The organism is Citrobacter sp. C1 (assembly GCF_014596895.2).
In the GTDB taxonomy this organism is placed as follows: Bacteria; Pseudomonadota; Gammaproteobacteria; order Enterobacterales; family Enterobacteriaceae; genus Citrobacter; species Citrobacter gillenii.
Genome location: NZ_CP115035.1, coordinates 1961088 through 1973820 on the forward strand (window position 1 = coordinate 1961088; position 12733 = coordinate 1973820).

Consider the following 12733-nt stretch of genomic DNA (forward strand, 5'->3'; position numbering starts at 1 on the left):
GCTAAAAACAAAAAACCGGGTATCGCCCGGTTTTTTTACGCCCGAAGTTTACTGATGCCGCTGACGCAAATTCTCTATTACCGTGGTCAGATCGAGATCCTGATCCTGCAGCAGTACCAGCAGGTGATACATCAGATCGGATGCCTCATTGGTCAGTTCGAAACGGTCATGTACCGTTGCGGCCAGCGCGGTCTCCACGCCTTCTTCACCGACTTTCTGGGCGATGCGTTTGGTGCCGCTGGCATACAGTTTAGCCGTATAGGAACTCTCCGGGTCCGCCGTTTTACGCTCAGCAAGTAGCTGTTCAAGCTGATACAGGAACAGCCACTGGTGGCTGGCCTCGCCAAAACAGCTGCTGGTCCCTTTATGGCAGGTGGGCCCAATCGGGTTCACCAGCACCAGCAACGTGTCGTTATCGCAATCGGTCGTAATGCTGACCACATTGAGGAAGTTGCCGGAGGTTTCGCCCTTGGTCCACAGGCGCTGTTTGGTGCGCGAGAAAAAGGTCACTTTGCCGCTTTCAAGCGTTTTGTCCAGTGCTTCAAGGTTCATATAACCCAGCATCAATACTTCGCCGGAGACCGCATGCTGTACGACAACCGGCATCAGTCCGTCGGTTTTTTCCCAGTCCAGTTCGCGGCATTGTTGCTTCGTTAACATATCCTGATCTCCACGCCCTGCGTTGCCAGGTACGTTTTTAATTCACCAATATTAATAATCTGCTTGTGGAACACTGAAGCGGCGAGCGCGCCATCGACATCCGTATCCCGGAAGGCAGCAAGGAAGTGTTCCATGGTTCCTGCGCCGCCGGAGGCGATCAGCGGAACGTGGCATACTTCACGTACTTTTTTCAGCTGCTTGAGATCGTAGCCGTTACGCACGCCGTCCTGGTTCATCATATTGAGGACGATTTCACCTGCGCCGAGTTTTTGCACCTCTTTAACCCAGTCGAGGGTTTCCCACTGGGTGACGCGGGTTCGGCTTTCATCGCCAGTGTATTGATTAACGTGATACTTCCCGGTTTCGGCGTCATGCCAGGTATCGATCCCAACCACGATGCACTGCACGCCAAAGCGTTCGGCAAGGCGAGTGATGAGCTGAGGGTCTGCCAGCGCAGGGGAGTTGACAGAAATTTTATCAGCGCCGAAAGTCAGTATTTTCGCAGCATCGTCCACTGACTTAATCCCGCCCGCCACGCAGAACGGGATGTCGATCACTTCTGCTACGCGCGATACCCAGCTCTTATCGACTACACGTCCATCGCTGGAGGCGGTGATATCGTAGAACACCAGCTCATCTGCGCCCTCGTCGGCATAGCGTTTCGCCAACGGGACGATGTCACCGATGACCTCGTGATTACGAAACTGGACGCCTTTCACTACCTGACCATCGCGAACGTCCAGACACGGAATTATGCGTTTTGCCAGCATTGAATGGCCTCCTCAACGGTGAATTTTCCTTCCAGCAGCGCGCGTCCGACGATCACGCCGCGCACGCCGGTTCCGCGCAGGGCGGCAACGTCGTCGATATCACCAATACCACCGGATGACTGAAAGGCCACCTGCGGATATTTAGCGCAGACTTCTTCATAAAGCGATACGTTAGAGCCTGCCAGCGTGCCGTCGCGGGAGATATCGGTGCACAGCACATGCTTCAGGCCAACGGGCAGGTAGGTTTCCACCAGTTCTTCCAGCGAAACGCCGGAGTCTTCCTGCCAGCCGCTGACCGCGACCTGCTTGTTACCTTGTTCGTCAATACGCACATCCAGCGCCAGCACCAGTGCATCTGCACCGAAACGCTCGAACCAGCCTTTGACGACTTCAGGTGATTTTACCGCCGTCGAGCCAACCACCACGCGCGCCACACCGGCTGCCAGCAGGGCCGCAACATCCTCTTCTGTGCGCACACCGCCGCCAACCTGCACCGGTACGTTGACACCGGCGACCAGCGTTTTAATCAGCGGGATCTGACGCTTGAGCGGATCTTTCGCGCCGGTTAAATCTACCAGGTGCAGAACCTGTGCACCTTGTGCGGCGTAATCCTGCAAGCGCGGCAGGGGATCGTTGCCGTAATCACGCTGGGTGGCGTAATCGCCTTGGTGGAGACGCACAACTGTGCCATCGATTAAATCTAATGCCGGAATAATCATCACATCTCCAGAAAATTTTTCAGCAACAGCGCCCCAGCGGCACCCGAGCGCTCAGGGTGAAACTGTACGCCGAAGAAATTATCTTTTTGTACCGCTGCAGTGAACGGTTCACCGTAATGGCACTGGGCAATGGTCGAGGGATTGACCGGCATTGCGTAGCTGTGAACAAAATAAAAATACGCGCCATCGTCAATGCCGCGGAACAGTCGATTTCCCGCCTGCGGATACACCCGGTTCCAGCCCATATGCGGCAGTGGCAGACCAAAGTCGGTCATCTTAGGTACGTCTTGCTCAATAATACCCAGCATATCGACGCCATTGCTCTCTGCACTACGCCGACCGAGCAGTTGCATGCCTAAACAAATCCCCAGAACCGGTTGGGTACAGGCTTTGATCAGCTCAATCAGTTCGCGTTCACGTAGCTGATCCATCGCCGCCTGCGCGGTCCCGACGCCGGGCAGAAAAAGCTTATCAGCGCGCAGTACCACATCGGCGTCGCGGCTGACGATGGGGTCATAACCGTGACGCGCCACGGCAGATTTCACTGAGTTGAGGTTGGCGCAGCCGGTGTCGAGGATCACCACGTTCATCACAGCACTCCTTTTGAGGAGGGAAGGGTATCGCCCTCAACGCGAATCGCCTGGCGCAGCGTGCGGCCAAAGGCCTTGAACAGGCTTTCCACACGGTGGTGATCGTTTTTGCCCTTGGTCTTCAGGTGCAGCGTCACGCCCATGGTGTAAGAGAGCGAACGGAAAAAGTGCTCGATCATCTCGGTGCTCAGATCGCCAACGCGCTGATAGGTGAATTCAGCCCGGTATTCCAGGTGCGGACGTCCGGAGATATCCAGCGCGCAGCGGGCCAGGCATTCGTCCATTGGCAGCACAAACCCGAAGCGGTTGATGCCACGCTTGTCACCCAACGCCAGTTTTAACGCTTCGCCCAGCGCCAGACCGGTATCTTCTACGGTGTGGTGATCGTCAATATACAAGTCGCCCTTGACGGTGATTTCCATGCGAAAACCGCCGTGGGTCGAGATTTGATCCAGCATGTGGTCAAAGAAGCCGACGCCGGTATTAATTTTGCTGCGGCCCTCGCGGTCCAGCCACACTTTGACGTCAATCTGCGTTTCTTTGGTATTACGCTCAACGTGGGCGTAGCGGTCGCGTTTGGTCAGCTGTTCGCTAATCATCGACCAGTTCAGGGTGTCACGGTGGTAGCGTAACCCGCCGATTCCCATGTTTTCAGCCAGCTGAATGTCGGTTGCGCGGTCGCCAATCACGTAGCTATTCGCGGTATCCAGCGCCTGTTCAGCCAGATACTGTTCGACCAGCTTCACTTTTGGTTTACGGCAGTCGCATTCGTCTGCTGGCAGGTGCGGGCAGATCAGCACCTCATCAAACACCACGCCCTGCGAGGTGAAAATCTGCATCATCAGGTTATGCGGCCCGTCAAACTCAGCCTGCGGGAAGCTTTGCGTTCCCAGTCCATCCTGGTTGGTGATCATCACCAGTTTATAACCGGCTTTTTGCAGCTTGAGCAGGGCAGGGACAACCTCCGGCTCAAAGGCCAGTTTGTCAAAGCGATCAACCTGAAAGTCACTTGGCGGTTCTGAAATCAGGGTTCCATCACGGTCAATAAAAAGATACTTCTGGCTCATACTTGCTCCGCACGTAAAGCGTCAATGACGCGCTGGCTTTCTTCACGGGTGCCGACGGTGATCCGCAGGCAGCCGCTTAATGAAGGTTGTTTGTTCTGGTCTCGTAAGATAATGCCCTGATCCCACAAAGATTTAAACACAGAACTGGAAGCGGTAAAGCGGGCCAGAATATAGTTGGTTTCAGAGGTGAAAACCTGCTCCACGCAGGGGATAGTGTTTAGGGTATCCACCAGGTACTGACGCTCTTGTAGGATCTGCGCTACGCGTTCACGCATGGCGGCAATGCCTTGTGATGTCAGCGCCTGGGCGGCGATATCGGCTACCGGCGTCGACAGCGGGTAGGGGGCGATCACTTTCAACAGCAGGTTAATCACCTCTTCATTGGCCAGCGTAAATCCGCAGCGCAACCCTGCCAGCGCAAACGCCTTGGAAAGGGTACGCAGAACCACCAGGTGTGGATATTCCGTTAACCAGCCGGCCAGCGTCGCCTGCGGACAGAACTCAATGTACGCTTCATCGGCGACCACAATGGCTTTACCTTGGGTCATTTCAAGCAGCGAGCGTAGATCTTGTGGGTTAATCAACTGGCCGGTCGGATTGTTAGGGCTGCAAACGTAAACCACCTTCACGCCATCAAGCTTGTCGGCAATGCCCTGGAGATCGAGCTGCCAGTCGGCAAGCGTAGGCACGGTGCGGCATTCCACGCCGATGGTCTCAGCGCTGACGCTGTACATGCCGTAGGTCGGCGGGCAGTAAAGAATGGCATCCTGGCCGGGTTCACAAAACGCGCGGACCAACAGTTCGATACCTTCATCTGCCCCTCGGCTAACCAACACCTGCTCCGGTTTAACGCCCGCGTACTGTGCGTAATTCTCAATCACCGCTTTTGGCTGACATTCCGGGTAACGGTTAAGCGTCTGCTGGCTGAGCTGAAACTCAACGGCCGTCGGGAACTCGTTGGCATTCAGCCAGACGTCGCCATTACCGCCCAGACGACGGGCAGACTGATAGGGCGTCAGTTCGCGGACATTTTTACGGGCTAAATCGGTGACGCTAAGAATGTTGTCAGTGCTCATGCTTGCTCCTTGAGGGCGTTAACACGCAGGGTGACGGCATTTTTGTGGGCGGTCAGTCGCTCCGCGGCGGCCAGCGTTTCGATGGTTGAGGCGAGGGCTGAGAAACCTTGTGGCGACAGTTCCTGGACGGTCATCCGCTTTTGGAAGTCTGCCAGCCCGAGGCTTGAACAGGTCGCGGTGTAACCGTAGGTCGGTAGCACGTGGTTTGTCCCTGAGGCATAATCACCGGCGGATTCCGGTGACCAGTCACCGAGAAACACGGAGCCGGCGCTGGTGATGTCATCGACCAGTTCACGGGCGTTACGGGTCTGAATGATCAGGTGCTCTGGGCCGTACTGGTTAGAAATGGCGATGCACTGCGCCAGATCCCGGGTCACAATCAGACGGCTGGCGCTCAGCGCCTGACGCGCTGTTTCCGAGCGTGGTAGTTCAGCAAGCTGGCGTTCAACGGCGTCAGCCACGCGGCGGGCTATCCCGGCATCTGGCGTCAGCAGGATCACCTGAGAGTCCGGGCCGTGCTCGGCCTGCGAGAGCAGATCGGAGGCGACGAAATCCGGGGTCGCGCCGCTGTCGGCAATCACCAGTACTTCGGAAGGTCCGGCCGGCATATCAATGGCCGCACCGTCCAGACGCTGGCTTACCTGGCGCTTGGCCTCCGTTACCCAGGCATTACCCGGGCCAAAAATTTTGTCGACTTTGGGTACCGATTCGCTACCGAAGGCCAGAGCGGCAATTGCCTGGGCGCCACCGACGTTAAACACTTCTTGCACACCGCACAGCTGCGCCGCATACAAAATTTCGTCGGCGATAGGCGGTGGCGAGCACAGCACCACGCGTTGGCAACCAGCAATACGGGCCGGGGTGGCAAGCATCAATACCGTTGAGAAGAGTGGGGCCGATCCCCCCGGAATATACAAACCGACGGAGCTGACCGGACGGGTCACCTGCTGGCAGCGCACGCCGGGCTGCGTTTCAATATCTACCGCGGGCAGTTTTTGCGCGTTGTGAAACGTTTCAATATTTTTCACCGCGACCGCCATCGCCTGCTTGAGGTCCTCACTCAGACGCGCGCTGGCGGCAGAAATCTCTTCGGCACTGACTTTCAGCGCGCTGACGGTGGTTTTATCAAATTTGGCGCTGTATTCGCGCAGCGCCGCATCACCGCGTGATTTGACGTTATCCAGAATGTCGCTGACGGTACGGGTGATGCTGTCCGAGGCAGAGATTGCCGGGCGCATCAGCAATTCGCGTTGCTGCTCTGTGCTGCAGGTATTCCAGTCAATCAGGGTATTGAAGCTCATGGTCGTTACTCCATTATCGGGTGTTGCCGGATGGCGGTGCTGCCTTATCCGGCCTACAAGACCCGTAATATCAATGATTGTGACAATTCTTGTAGGCCTGATAAGCGAAGCGCCATCAGGCATCAGATCACTCCATCATCTTCTCAATTGGCAGCACCAGAATCGAACTGGCACCGAGCGCTTTCAGTTTTTCCATGGTTTCCCAGAACAGGGTTTCGCTGCTGACCATGTGCATTGCTACGCGCTGCTGATCGCCTGCCAGTGGCAGAATAGTTGGACGCTCTGCGCCTGGCAGCAGGGCGATGACCTCGTCCAGACGTTCGGTTGGGGCGTGCATCATGATGTACTTGGATTCGCGGGCCTGGATCACGCCCTGAATACGGGTCAGCAATTTATCGATCAGCTGCTGCTTGGCTTCCGCCATCTCGCCGTCGCGCTGGATCAGGCAGGCTTTGGAGCGGTAAATCACTTCGACTTCACGCAGGCCGTTGGCTTCCAGCGTGGCGCCGGTTGAGACCAGATCGCAAATCGCATCGGCCAGGCCCGCACGCGGGGCAACTTCTACTGAGCCGTTTAGCAGGCAGGATTTAAACGTGACGCCTTTCTGATCGAGATAACGTTTCAGCAGGTGCGGGTAGGAAGTGGCAACACGTTTACCGTTCAGCGAAGCCGGGCCGTCCCAGGCTTCGTCAGCCGGGGTGGCTAACGAGAGGCGACAGCCACCGAAGTCGAGACGACGCAGCGTAAAGTAGCGCGGATCTTCGCCCTGCGCCCGGCGGTTGAGCAACTCTTCTTCTAAAACGTTTTCACCAATGATGCCGAGGTCAACCACGCCGTCCATCACCAGACCCGGAATATCGTCATCACGCACGCGGAGAATATCAATCGGCATGTTCTCTGCCATCGCAATCAGGCGCTGGGTGTGAAGATTAATTTTAATGCCACAGCGGGCCAGTAATTCGCGTGAATCATCGCTTAAGCGGCCTGATTTCTGCATAGCTATGCGTAAACGGGTATTGTCTAACATTCTCTTGTCCTCGTTATCCTGTCTGAATCGGTCTGGGTCACGCACCAAAAAAAAAGCCCCCGGAAGAATTCTTCCGGGGGCTTTCTCATGCGCTCATGCACCACTGGAAGAGTTAAATGTCTCCCAGCACACATCGCCTGAAAGACTAGTCAGGATGATGGTGATGATGGTGTTTAAATTGAGCGCGTGTCATAAAATTTTCTCGATGAATGTTTATTCATTTGATGTCTTTTAACCTAAACCACTTTAGTCACCGAAAGCAAGGGCTTTTTTTGATCATTAATTCATTTCATATTGATACTATGAATTGTCAGTCACCGTGGGCTGGCGTAGCCTTGGGTAACAGGCCACAAGTCAGGAGAGAAGGCATGAAAAAGGTCGCAATTGTCGGGTTAGGTTGGTTAGGAATGCCGTTAGCCATGTCGCTGGCGGCGCGAGGCTGGCAGGTCACCGGCAGCAAAACCACGCTGGATGGGGTGGAAGCGGCCCGCATGAGCGGTATCGAAAGCTACTCGCTGCGCCTTGAACCTGAGCTGGTGTGCGCGTCAGACGATCTCGATGCGCTGATGGATGTCGATGCGCTGGTCATCACGCTGCCCGCCCGCCGTAGCGGTCCGGGTGAAGATTTTTATCTGCAGGCGATGCAGGAGCTGGTCGACAGTGCGCTGGCATACCGTATTCCACGGATTATTTTTACCAGCTCGACGTCGGTGTATGGTGACGTACAGGGAGCCGTGAAGGAAGGCTCGCCGCGCAATCCGGTGACGGCAAGCGGTCGTGTGCTGAAAGAACTTGAGGACTGGTTGCATAACCTGCCGGGGACCTCGGTAGACATTGTGCGCCTCGCCGGATTGGTTGGACCGGGCAGACACCCAGGGCGTTTTTTCGCCGGTAAAACGGCACCGGATGGACAGCATGGCGTCAATCTGGTGCATCTGGATGATGTCGTGTCTGCAATCACCCTGCTGCTCCAGGCACCGAAAGGAGGACACATCTATAATATATGTGCGCCTATGCATCCGGCGCGTAATGTGTTCTATCCCCAGATGGCGCGTTTGCTGGGGCTGGAACCGCCGGAATTTCGGGACGGTGTGGATAACGGTAAAGGTAAAGTCATTGACGGCAACCGAATTTGCAATGAACTTGGGTTTGAGTACCAGTATCCCGACCCGCTGGTGATGCCGATGGAGTGACAGACCAGCAGCGTGCCGTCATATACCGCCAGGGGGCGAGTATGAAACCACTGCTGGACGTTCTGATCATCCTCGACGCGTTAGATAAAGAGGGAAGTTTCGCGGCGGCGTCGGCAAAATTGTTTAAGACGCCGTCCGCGCTGAGTTATACCGTCCATAAGCTGGAAAGCGATCTGAATATTCAATTGTTGGATCGCAGCGGGCATCGGGCGACGTTTACCCGCACCGGGCAGATGCTGCTGGAAAAGGGGCGGGAGGTACTGCATACCGTCCGCGAACTCGAAAAACAGGCCATCAAACTGCACGAAGGTTGGGAGAACCAGCTGGTTATTGGCGTGGATGACACCTTTCCTTTTTCACTGCTGGCCCCGCTTATCGAATCCTTCTACCAGCACCACAGCGTCACGCGGCTTAAATTTATCAACGGTGTACTGGGCGGTTCCTGGGAGGCGCTCACCCAAGGGCGGGCCGATATTATCGTCGGGGCGATGCATGAACCGCCTTCCGCGAGTAACTTTGGTTTTGCGCGTTTAGGTGACCTCGAACAGGTGTTTGTGATCGCACCGCATCATCCGCTGGCGCAGGAAGACGAACCACTGCAACGGCGTACCATTAAACGTTTCCGTGCCATTGTGGTGGGGGACAGTCCTCACCTGGCGAGCTTGTCGGGTTCTCAACTGCTTGACGATCAGGATGCAATCACCGTTTTTGACTTTAAAACCAAGCTGGAACTGCAGATCAGTGGGCTGGGATGCGGGTATTTACCGCGCTATCTGGCACAACGTTTTTTGGACAGCGGCGCCCTGATAGAGAAGAAAGTGGTCGCACAAATTATGTTTGAACCGGTGTGGATTGGCTGGAATGAACAGACGTCAGGATTAGCCAGCGCCTGGTGGCGAGATCAGATTTTAGCAAATAGTGCTATCGCAGGCGTTTATGTAAAATCGAGTGTCGATAAATCAGGCGGTTAGATAAAAATATTTATTTTTGGCTATCTCATTCTCTTGTTATTTCTCTCCAATTTAGTGCAAAATACGCCGCTTGCAAAAAATGACATTAGCCGACGTTTTAATACGCGTCGGTTATTTTTTTGCATCAAACCAATCATTCATAAAAGAGGCCGGGCTTCGTACCGGATAGATACTTACTAAAAACCGACAGTTGTTGTCGCTGAGGAATTCGTAAAAATGGGGCAATTTTTTGCTTACGCGACGGTATTCACCGTAAAGGGGAATGACCATGTCGCATAACGTTACTCCAAACACCTCTCGCGTGGAATTACGTAAAACGCTTACGTTGGTTCCGGTTGTCATGATGGGCCTTGCCTATATGCAGCCGATGACGCTGTTCGATACATTTGGTATCGTTTCGGGCTTGACCGATGGTCATGTCGCGACGGCTTATGCTTTTGCGTTGGTTGCCATTCTCTTTACTGCGTTGAGCTACGGTAAACTGGTTCGCCGTTTCCCGTCTGCTGGCTCTGCGTACACCTATGCTCAGAAATCCATTAGCCCGACCGTAGGCTTTATGGTGGGCTGGTCATCGCTGCTGGACTATCTGTTCATGCCGATGATCAACATCCTGTTGGCTAAAATCTACTTTGAAGCGCTGGTGCCGTCGGTACCGTCGTGGATCTTTGTTGTCGCGCTGGTGGGCTTTATGACCATCTCGAATCTGCGCAGCATCAAGGCCGTCGCGAACTTCAATACCCTGATTGTTATTTTGCAGATGGGTATTGTGGCAGTGATTGTTGGCCTGATCATTTACGGCATTATGCACGGCGAAGGCGCAGGCACGCTGACCAGCACCCGTCCGTTCTGGTCTGAAGGCGCGCACGTGGTGCCGATGATTACCGGTGCAACTATCCTGTGCTTCTCGTTCCTTGGTTTTGACGGCATCTCTTCGCTGTCAGAAGAAACCAAAGACGCAGAGCGCGTTATTCCGAAGGCTATCTTCCTGACCGCGCTGATTGGTGGCCTGATCTTTATTGGTGCCTCCTACTTCCTGCAACTGTACTTCCCTGATATCTCTCGCTTTAAAGATCCGGACGCGTCACAGCCGGAAATCATGCTGTACGTTGCGGGTAAAACCTTCCAGTGGGGCGTGCTGGTGTTCTCCAGCGTCACCGTACTGGCATCCGGTATGGCGGCACATGCGGGCGTTTCTCGTCTGATGTACGTGATGGGGCGCGATGGCGTATTCCCGACCCGTTTCTTCGGTTATATTCACCCGAAATGGCGTACTCCTGCATGGAACGTGCTGCTGGTGGGTGCGATTGCGCTGCTGGCAATCAAATTTGACCTGGTGACGGCGACGGCGCTGATCAACTTCGGTGCGCTGGTGGCGTTTACCTTCGTGAACCTGTCTGTGATTTCACAGTTCTGGATCCGCGAAAAACGCAATAAGACGCTGAAAGACCACTTCAACTACCTGGTCATGCCGGTGTGTGGTGCTCTGACCGTCGGCGCACTGTGGGTTAACCTGGAAGAAAGCTCGATGGTTCTGGGTCTGATCTGGGCGGGTATTGGTCTGGTTTACCTGGCTTGCGTGACCAAAAGCTTCCGCAATCCGGTTCCACAGTACGAAGATATCGCGCAGTAATTGATGTTTGCCGGACTGGGGGCCTTGCGCCACCATCCGGCAAATTGCCTAACCGGAGACATGTTCTCCGGTTTTTTTATACCTGCGTGTTAGTTTCTCTACTTACACAATCTCTTCGGCGTATTGCCAGAGTGATTTCAGCAGCACCAGCTTCTCTTTATTATCCGCGTACTGTTGACTCAGCAGCTGCAATTCATTGGCATATTGCTGTAAAAACTCTGCGGTAAACACCTGACGGCGATGCTCCAGCCAGCGCTGCTGTTCAGACTCATCCAGCGTGCCGGGGAAGTTACGCGCGCGGTAATTAAACAGCAGCTTTTCAATACGCTTATCAACAAAGGTAATATCCAGTGCCGGTAAATTGCGTGGGTCGGTTTCCAGCACGATTTTCATCGCGGCGCGGTCGGCATCGCTGAAAAAACCGTTATACAGTTGGGCATCCACGTTGTCTGACGGTGTGAAGGGTTCTGCCTCGGAAAAAATAGCCACCACTTTATCGCGAACCTGCGGGTTTTCACGCAGGATTTTGAGGTTATCCAGACAATGCTGGCGGTTAATCCCCAGGCGGTCGGCATCTTCAGGGCGTAGTGTGTTGGCCTGTGCCAGAACCGGGCATTTGTTGATGTGCACCAGTTTCACGGGTACCGCCACGTTATCGCCCAGGTCGGCTTTGGCGGTGTAAAGGCGCTCACGCAGCGTGTCGCTGTCCAGCTCAAGCAGGGGAGAAATATCACCGGCTAAGTCAACCATGATGACCGCGTTGCGATTGTCCGGGTGCCAGGCGAGCGGCGCAACCCAGCTGGTATTGCCGCGCCATGCGCCGAACATGCCGGAGACATGAACCAACGGTTTCATTTGTGGGACATCGATCAGGGCGGCCAGCTTGTGCTTGTTCCGGTGGCTATAGAGATAGTCGAACAGACGAGGCTGACGCGACTTAACCAACTGCGCCATCGCAATGGTGGCGTACACGTCGGCCATCGCATCGTGGGCGTTGGCGTGTTCAATGTCGTTGGCTTTGGTCAAATGCTCAAGGCGGAAACTGGGTAACCCGTCGTCGTTTTCTGGCCAGTTAATGCCTTCCGGACGCAGGGCATAACAGGCGCGCATGACATCCAGTAAATCCCAACGTGAATTATCGTGCTGCCAACTCCAGGCGTAGGGGTCGTAGAAATTGCGGTACAGGATATTGCGCGTCACTTCGTCGTCGAAGCGCACATTGTTATAGCCCACAATACAGGTTTTGGGCACGGTAAACAGGGCGTGAATGCGGGCAGCAAACGTTGCTTCGTTCTCTCCTTTTTCACGCGCTTCCTGCGGGGTAATACCGGTGATAAGTACCGCTTCCGGGTGCGGCAGATAGTCGTCCGCAGGCTTGCAATAAAAAACCTCTGGATCGCCGATAATGTTGAAATCGTTATCCGTGCGGATGGCCGCAAATTGTGCGGGCCTGTCCAGCGCCGGATGGGTACCAAAGGTTTCGTAATCGTGGAAGAGAAACGTAGGATGCTGCTTGCCGTCATTCATTGTTCAGTTATGTCCGGGATCAATTTAGCGCTGTTATAAGAGTACCAAAAAATAGCGAGGTAATCAGCAAAGCGATTATCTGTTCGGGGAGTCAGGTCGCAATAAAATTGAGATGAACGGTGCTTTTATATATTTCTTGAATTAATTAAATGACCGAAACTGTATTTATTGGCATGATTATCATCAAGGATAATTTCATTTT

At 54.5% G+C, this 12733-nt stretch carries 13 protein-coding genes, 1 pseudogene and 1 other annotated feature; of the genes and pseudogenes, 4 read left to right on the forward strand and 10 right to left on the reverse strand.

Going from position 1 to position 12733, the window contains the following annotated elements:
- Positions 1-48: 48 nt before the first annotated feature.
- The 9 genes from hisIE to hisL all read right to left on the reverse strand — a co-directional run bounded on the left by hisIE (position 49) and on the right by hisL (position 7403).
- Positions 49-660, reverse strand: a complete 612-nt coding sequence (gene hisIE / locus IB214_RS09370; protein ID WP_117343297.1) for a bifunctional phosphoribosyl-AMP cyclohydrolase/phosphoribosyl-ATP diphosphatase HisIE — start codon at positions 658-660, stop codon at positions 49-51.
- A complete protein-coding gene (hisF, locus tag IB214_RS09375; protein WP_117343298.1) occupies positions 654-1430 on the reverse strand; it encodes an imidazole glycerol phosphate synthase subunit HisF in 777 nt (258 codons plus the stop codon). The genes hisIE and hisF overlap by 7 nt, the downstream gene beginning before the upstream one ends.
- Positions 1412-2149, reverse strand: coding sequence for a 1-(5-phosphoribosyl)-5-[(5-phosphoribosylamino)methylideneamino]imidazole-4-carboxamide isomerase (hisA, locus tag IB214_RS09380; RefSeq protein ID WP_117343299.1), 738 nt, complete (start codon positions 2147-2149; stop codon positions 1412-1414). The genes hisF and hisA overlap by 19 nt, the downstream gene beginning before the upstream one ends.
- Complete coding sequence (gene hisH, locus IB214_RS09385) at positions 2149-2739, reverse strand: imidazole glycerol phosphate synthase subunit HisH (RefSeq protein WP_117343300.1); 591 nt, start codon at positions 2737-2739, stop codon at positions 2149-2151. The genes hisA and hisH overlap by 1 nt, the downstream gene beginning before the upstream one ends.
- Entirely contained in the window at positions 2739-3806 is a 1068-nt protein-coding gene (gene hisB, locus IB214_RS09390) for a bifunctional histidinol-phosphatase/imidazoleglycerol-phosphate dehydratase HisB (RefSeq protein WP_096756621.1), read from the reverse strand. The genes hisH and hisB overlap by 1 nt, the downstream gene beginning before the upstream one ends.
- The gene (gene hisC / locus IB214_RS09395; protein WP_117343301.1) at positions 3803-4882 is read right to left on the reverse strand and encodes a histidinol-phosphate transaminase; all 1080 of its coding nucleotides are present in this window, start codon (positions 4880-4882) and stop codon (positions 3803-3805) included. Before hisC ends, hisB begins: the two co-directional genes overlap by 4 nt.
- Positions 4879-6183, reverse strand: coding sequence for a histidinol dehydrogenase (gene hisD, locus IB214_RS09400; RefSeq protein ID WP_117343302.1), 1305 nt, complete (start codon positions 6181-6183; stop codon positions 4879-4881). Before hisD ends, hisC begins: the two co-directional genes overlap by 4 nt.
- Before the next feature lie 127 nt (positions 6184-6310).
- Positions 6311-7210, reverse strand: a complete 900-nt coding sequence (hisG, locus tag IB214_RS09405) for an ATP phosphoribosyltransferase (protein ID WP_096756624.1) — start codon at positions 7208-7210, stop codon at positions 6311-6313.
- A gap of 47 nt (positions 7211-7257) precedes the next feature.
- Positions 7258-7380: a sequence feature (His leader region), on the reverse strand.
- Positions 7356-7403 carry a his operon leader peptide gene (hisL, locus tag IB214_RS09410; RefSeq protein WP_100250077.1) on the reverse strand — a complete coding sequence of 16 codons (48 nt, stop codon included), beginning with the start codon at positions 7401-7403 and terminating at the stop codon, positions 7356-7358. It overlaps the preceding feature by 25 nt.
- Before the next feature lie 175 nt (positions 7404-7578).
- Between hisL and IB214_RS09415 the strand changes: the two genes are divergently transcribed.
- The 4 genes and pseudogenes from IB214_RS09415 (at position 7579) to IB214_RS09430 (ending at position 11004) form a co-directional block, all read left to right on the forward strand.
- The gene (locus IB214_RS09415; protein ID WP_117343303.1) at positions 7579-8403 is read left to right on the forward strand and encodes an SDR family oxidoreductase; all 825 of its coding nucleotides are present in this window, start codon (positions 7579-7581) and stop codon (positions 8401-8403) included.
- Positions 8404-8444: 41 nt separating this feature from the next.
- Positions 8445-9378, forward strand: a pseudogene (locus IB214_RS09420) (LysR family transcriptional regulator).
- Between the two features lie 212 nt (positions 9379-9590).
- Positions 9591-9653, forward strand: coding sequence for a membrane protein YoeI (gene yoeI / locus IB214_RS09425; RefSeq protein WP_101706264.1), 63 nt, complete (start codon positions 9591-9593; stop codon positions 9651-9653).
- Complete coding sequence (locus tag IB214_RS09430; protein ID WP_162604171.1) at positions 9643-11004, forward strand: APC family permease; 1362 nt, start codon at positions 9643-9645, stop codon at positions 11002-11004. The genes yoeI and IB214_RS09430 overlap by 11 nt, the downstream gene beginning before the upstream one ends.
- Positions 11005-11106: 102 nt before the next feature.
- Here IB214_RS09430 and sbcB read toward each other — a convergent pair whose 3' ends face one another.
- Positions 11107-12531, reverse strand: a complete 1425-nt coding sequence (gene sbcB / locus IB214_RS09435; RefSeq protein ID WP_117343305.1) for an exodeoxyribonuclease I — start codon at positions 12529-12531, stop codon at positions 11107-11109.
- Positions 12532-12733 lie beyond the last annotated feature (202 nt).

Bases quoted from the DNA above. Each gene is read 5' to 3' on its own strand.
- hisIE (WP_117343297.1), bottom strand. From the start codon at position 660: ATGTTAACGAAGCAACAATGCCGCGAACTGGACTGGGAAAAAACCGAC.
- hisF (WP_117343298.1), bottom strand. From the start codon at position 1,430: ATGCTGGCAAAACGCATAATTCCGTGTCTGGACGTTCGCGATGGTCAG.
- hisA (WP_117343299.1), bottom strand. From the start codon at position 2,149: ATGATTATTCCGGCATTAGATTTAATCGATGGCACAGTTGTGCGTCTC.
- hisH (WP_117343300.1), bottom strand. From the start codon at position 2,739: ATGAACGTGGTGATCCTCGACACCGGCTGCGCCAACCTCAACTCAGTG.
- hisB (WP_096756621.1), bottom strand. From the start codon at position 3,806: ATGAGCCAGAAGTATCTTTTTATTGACCGTGATGGAACCCTGATTTCA.
- hisC (WP_117343301.1), bottom strand. From the start codon at position 4,882: ATGAGCACTGACAACATTCTTAGCGTCACCGATTTAGCCCGTAAAAAT.
- hisD (WP_117343302.1), bottom strand. From the start codon at position 6,183: ATGAGCTTCAATACCCTGATTGACTGGAATACCTGCAGCACAGAGCAG.
- hisG (WP_096756624.1), bottom strand. From the start codon at position 7,210: ATGTTAGACAATACCCGTTTACGCATAGCTATGCAGAAATCAGGCCGC.
- IB214_RS09415 (WP_117343303.1), top strand. From the start codon at position 7,579: ATGAAAAAGGTCGCAATTGTCGGGTTAGGTTGGTTAGGAATGCCGTTA.
- IB214_RS09430 (WP_162604171.1), top strand. From the start codon at position 9,643: ATGTCGCATAACGTTACTCCAAACACCTCTCGCGTGGAATTACGTAAA.
- sbcB (WP_117343305.1), bottom strand. From the start codon at position 12,531: ATGAATGACGGCAAGCAGCATCCTACGTTTCTCTTCCACGATTACGAA.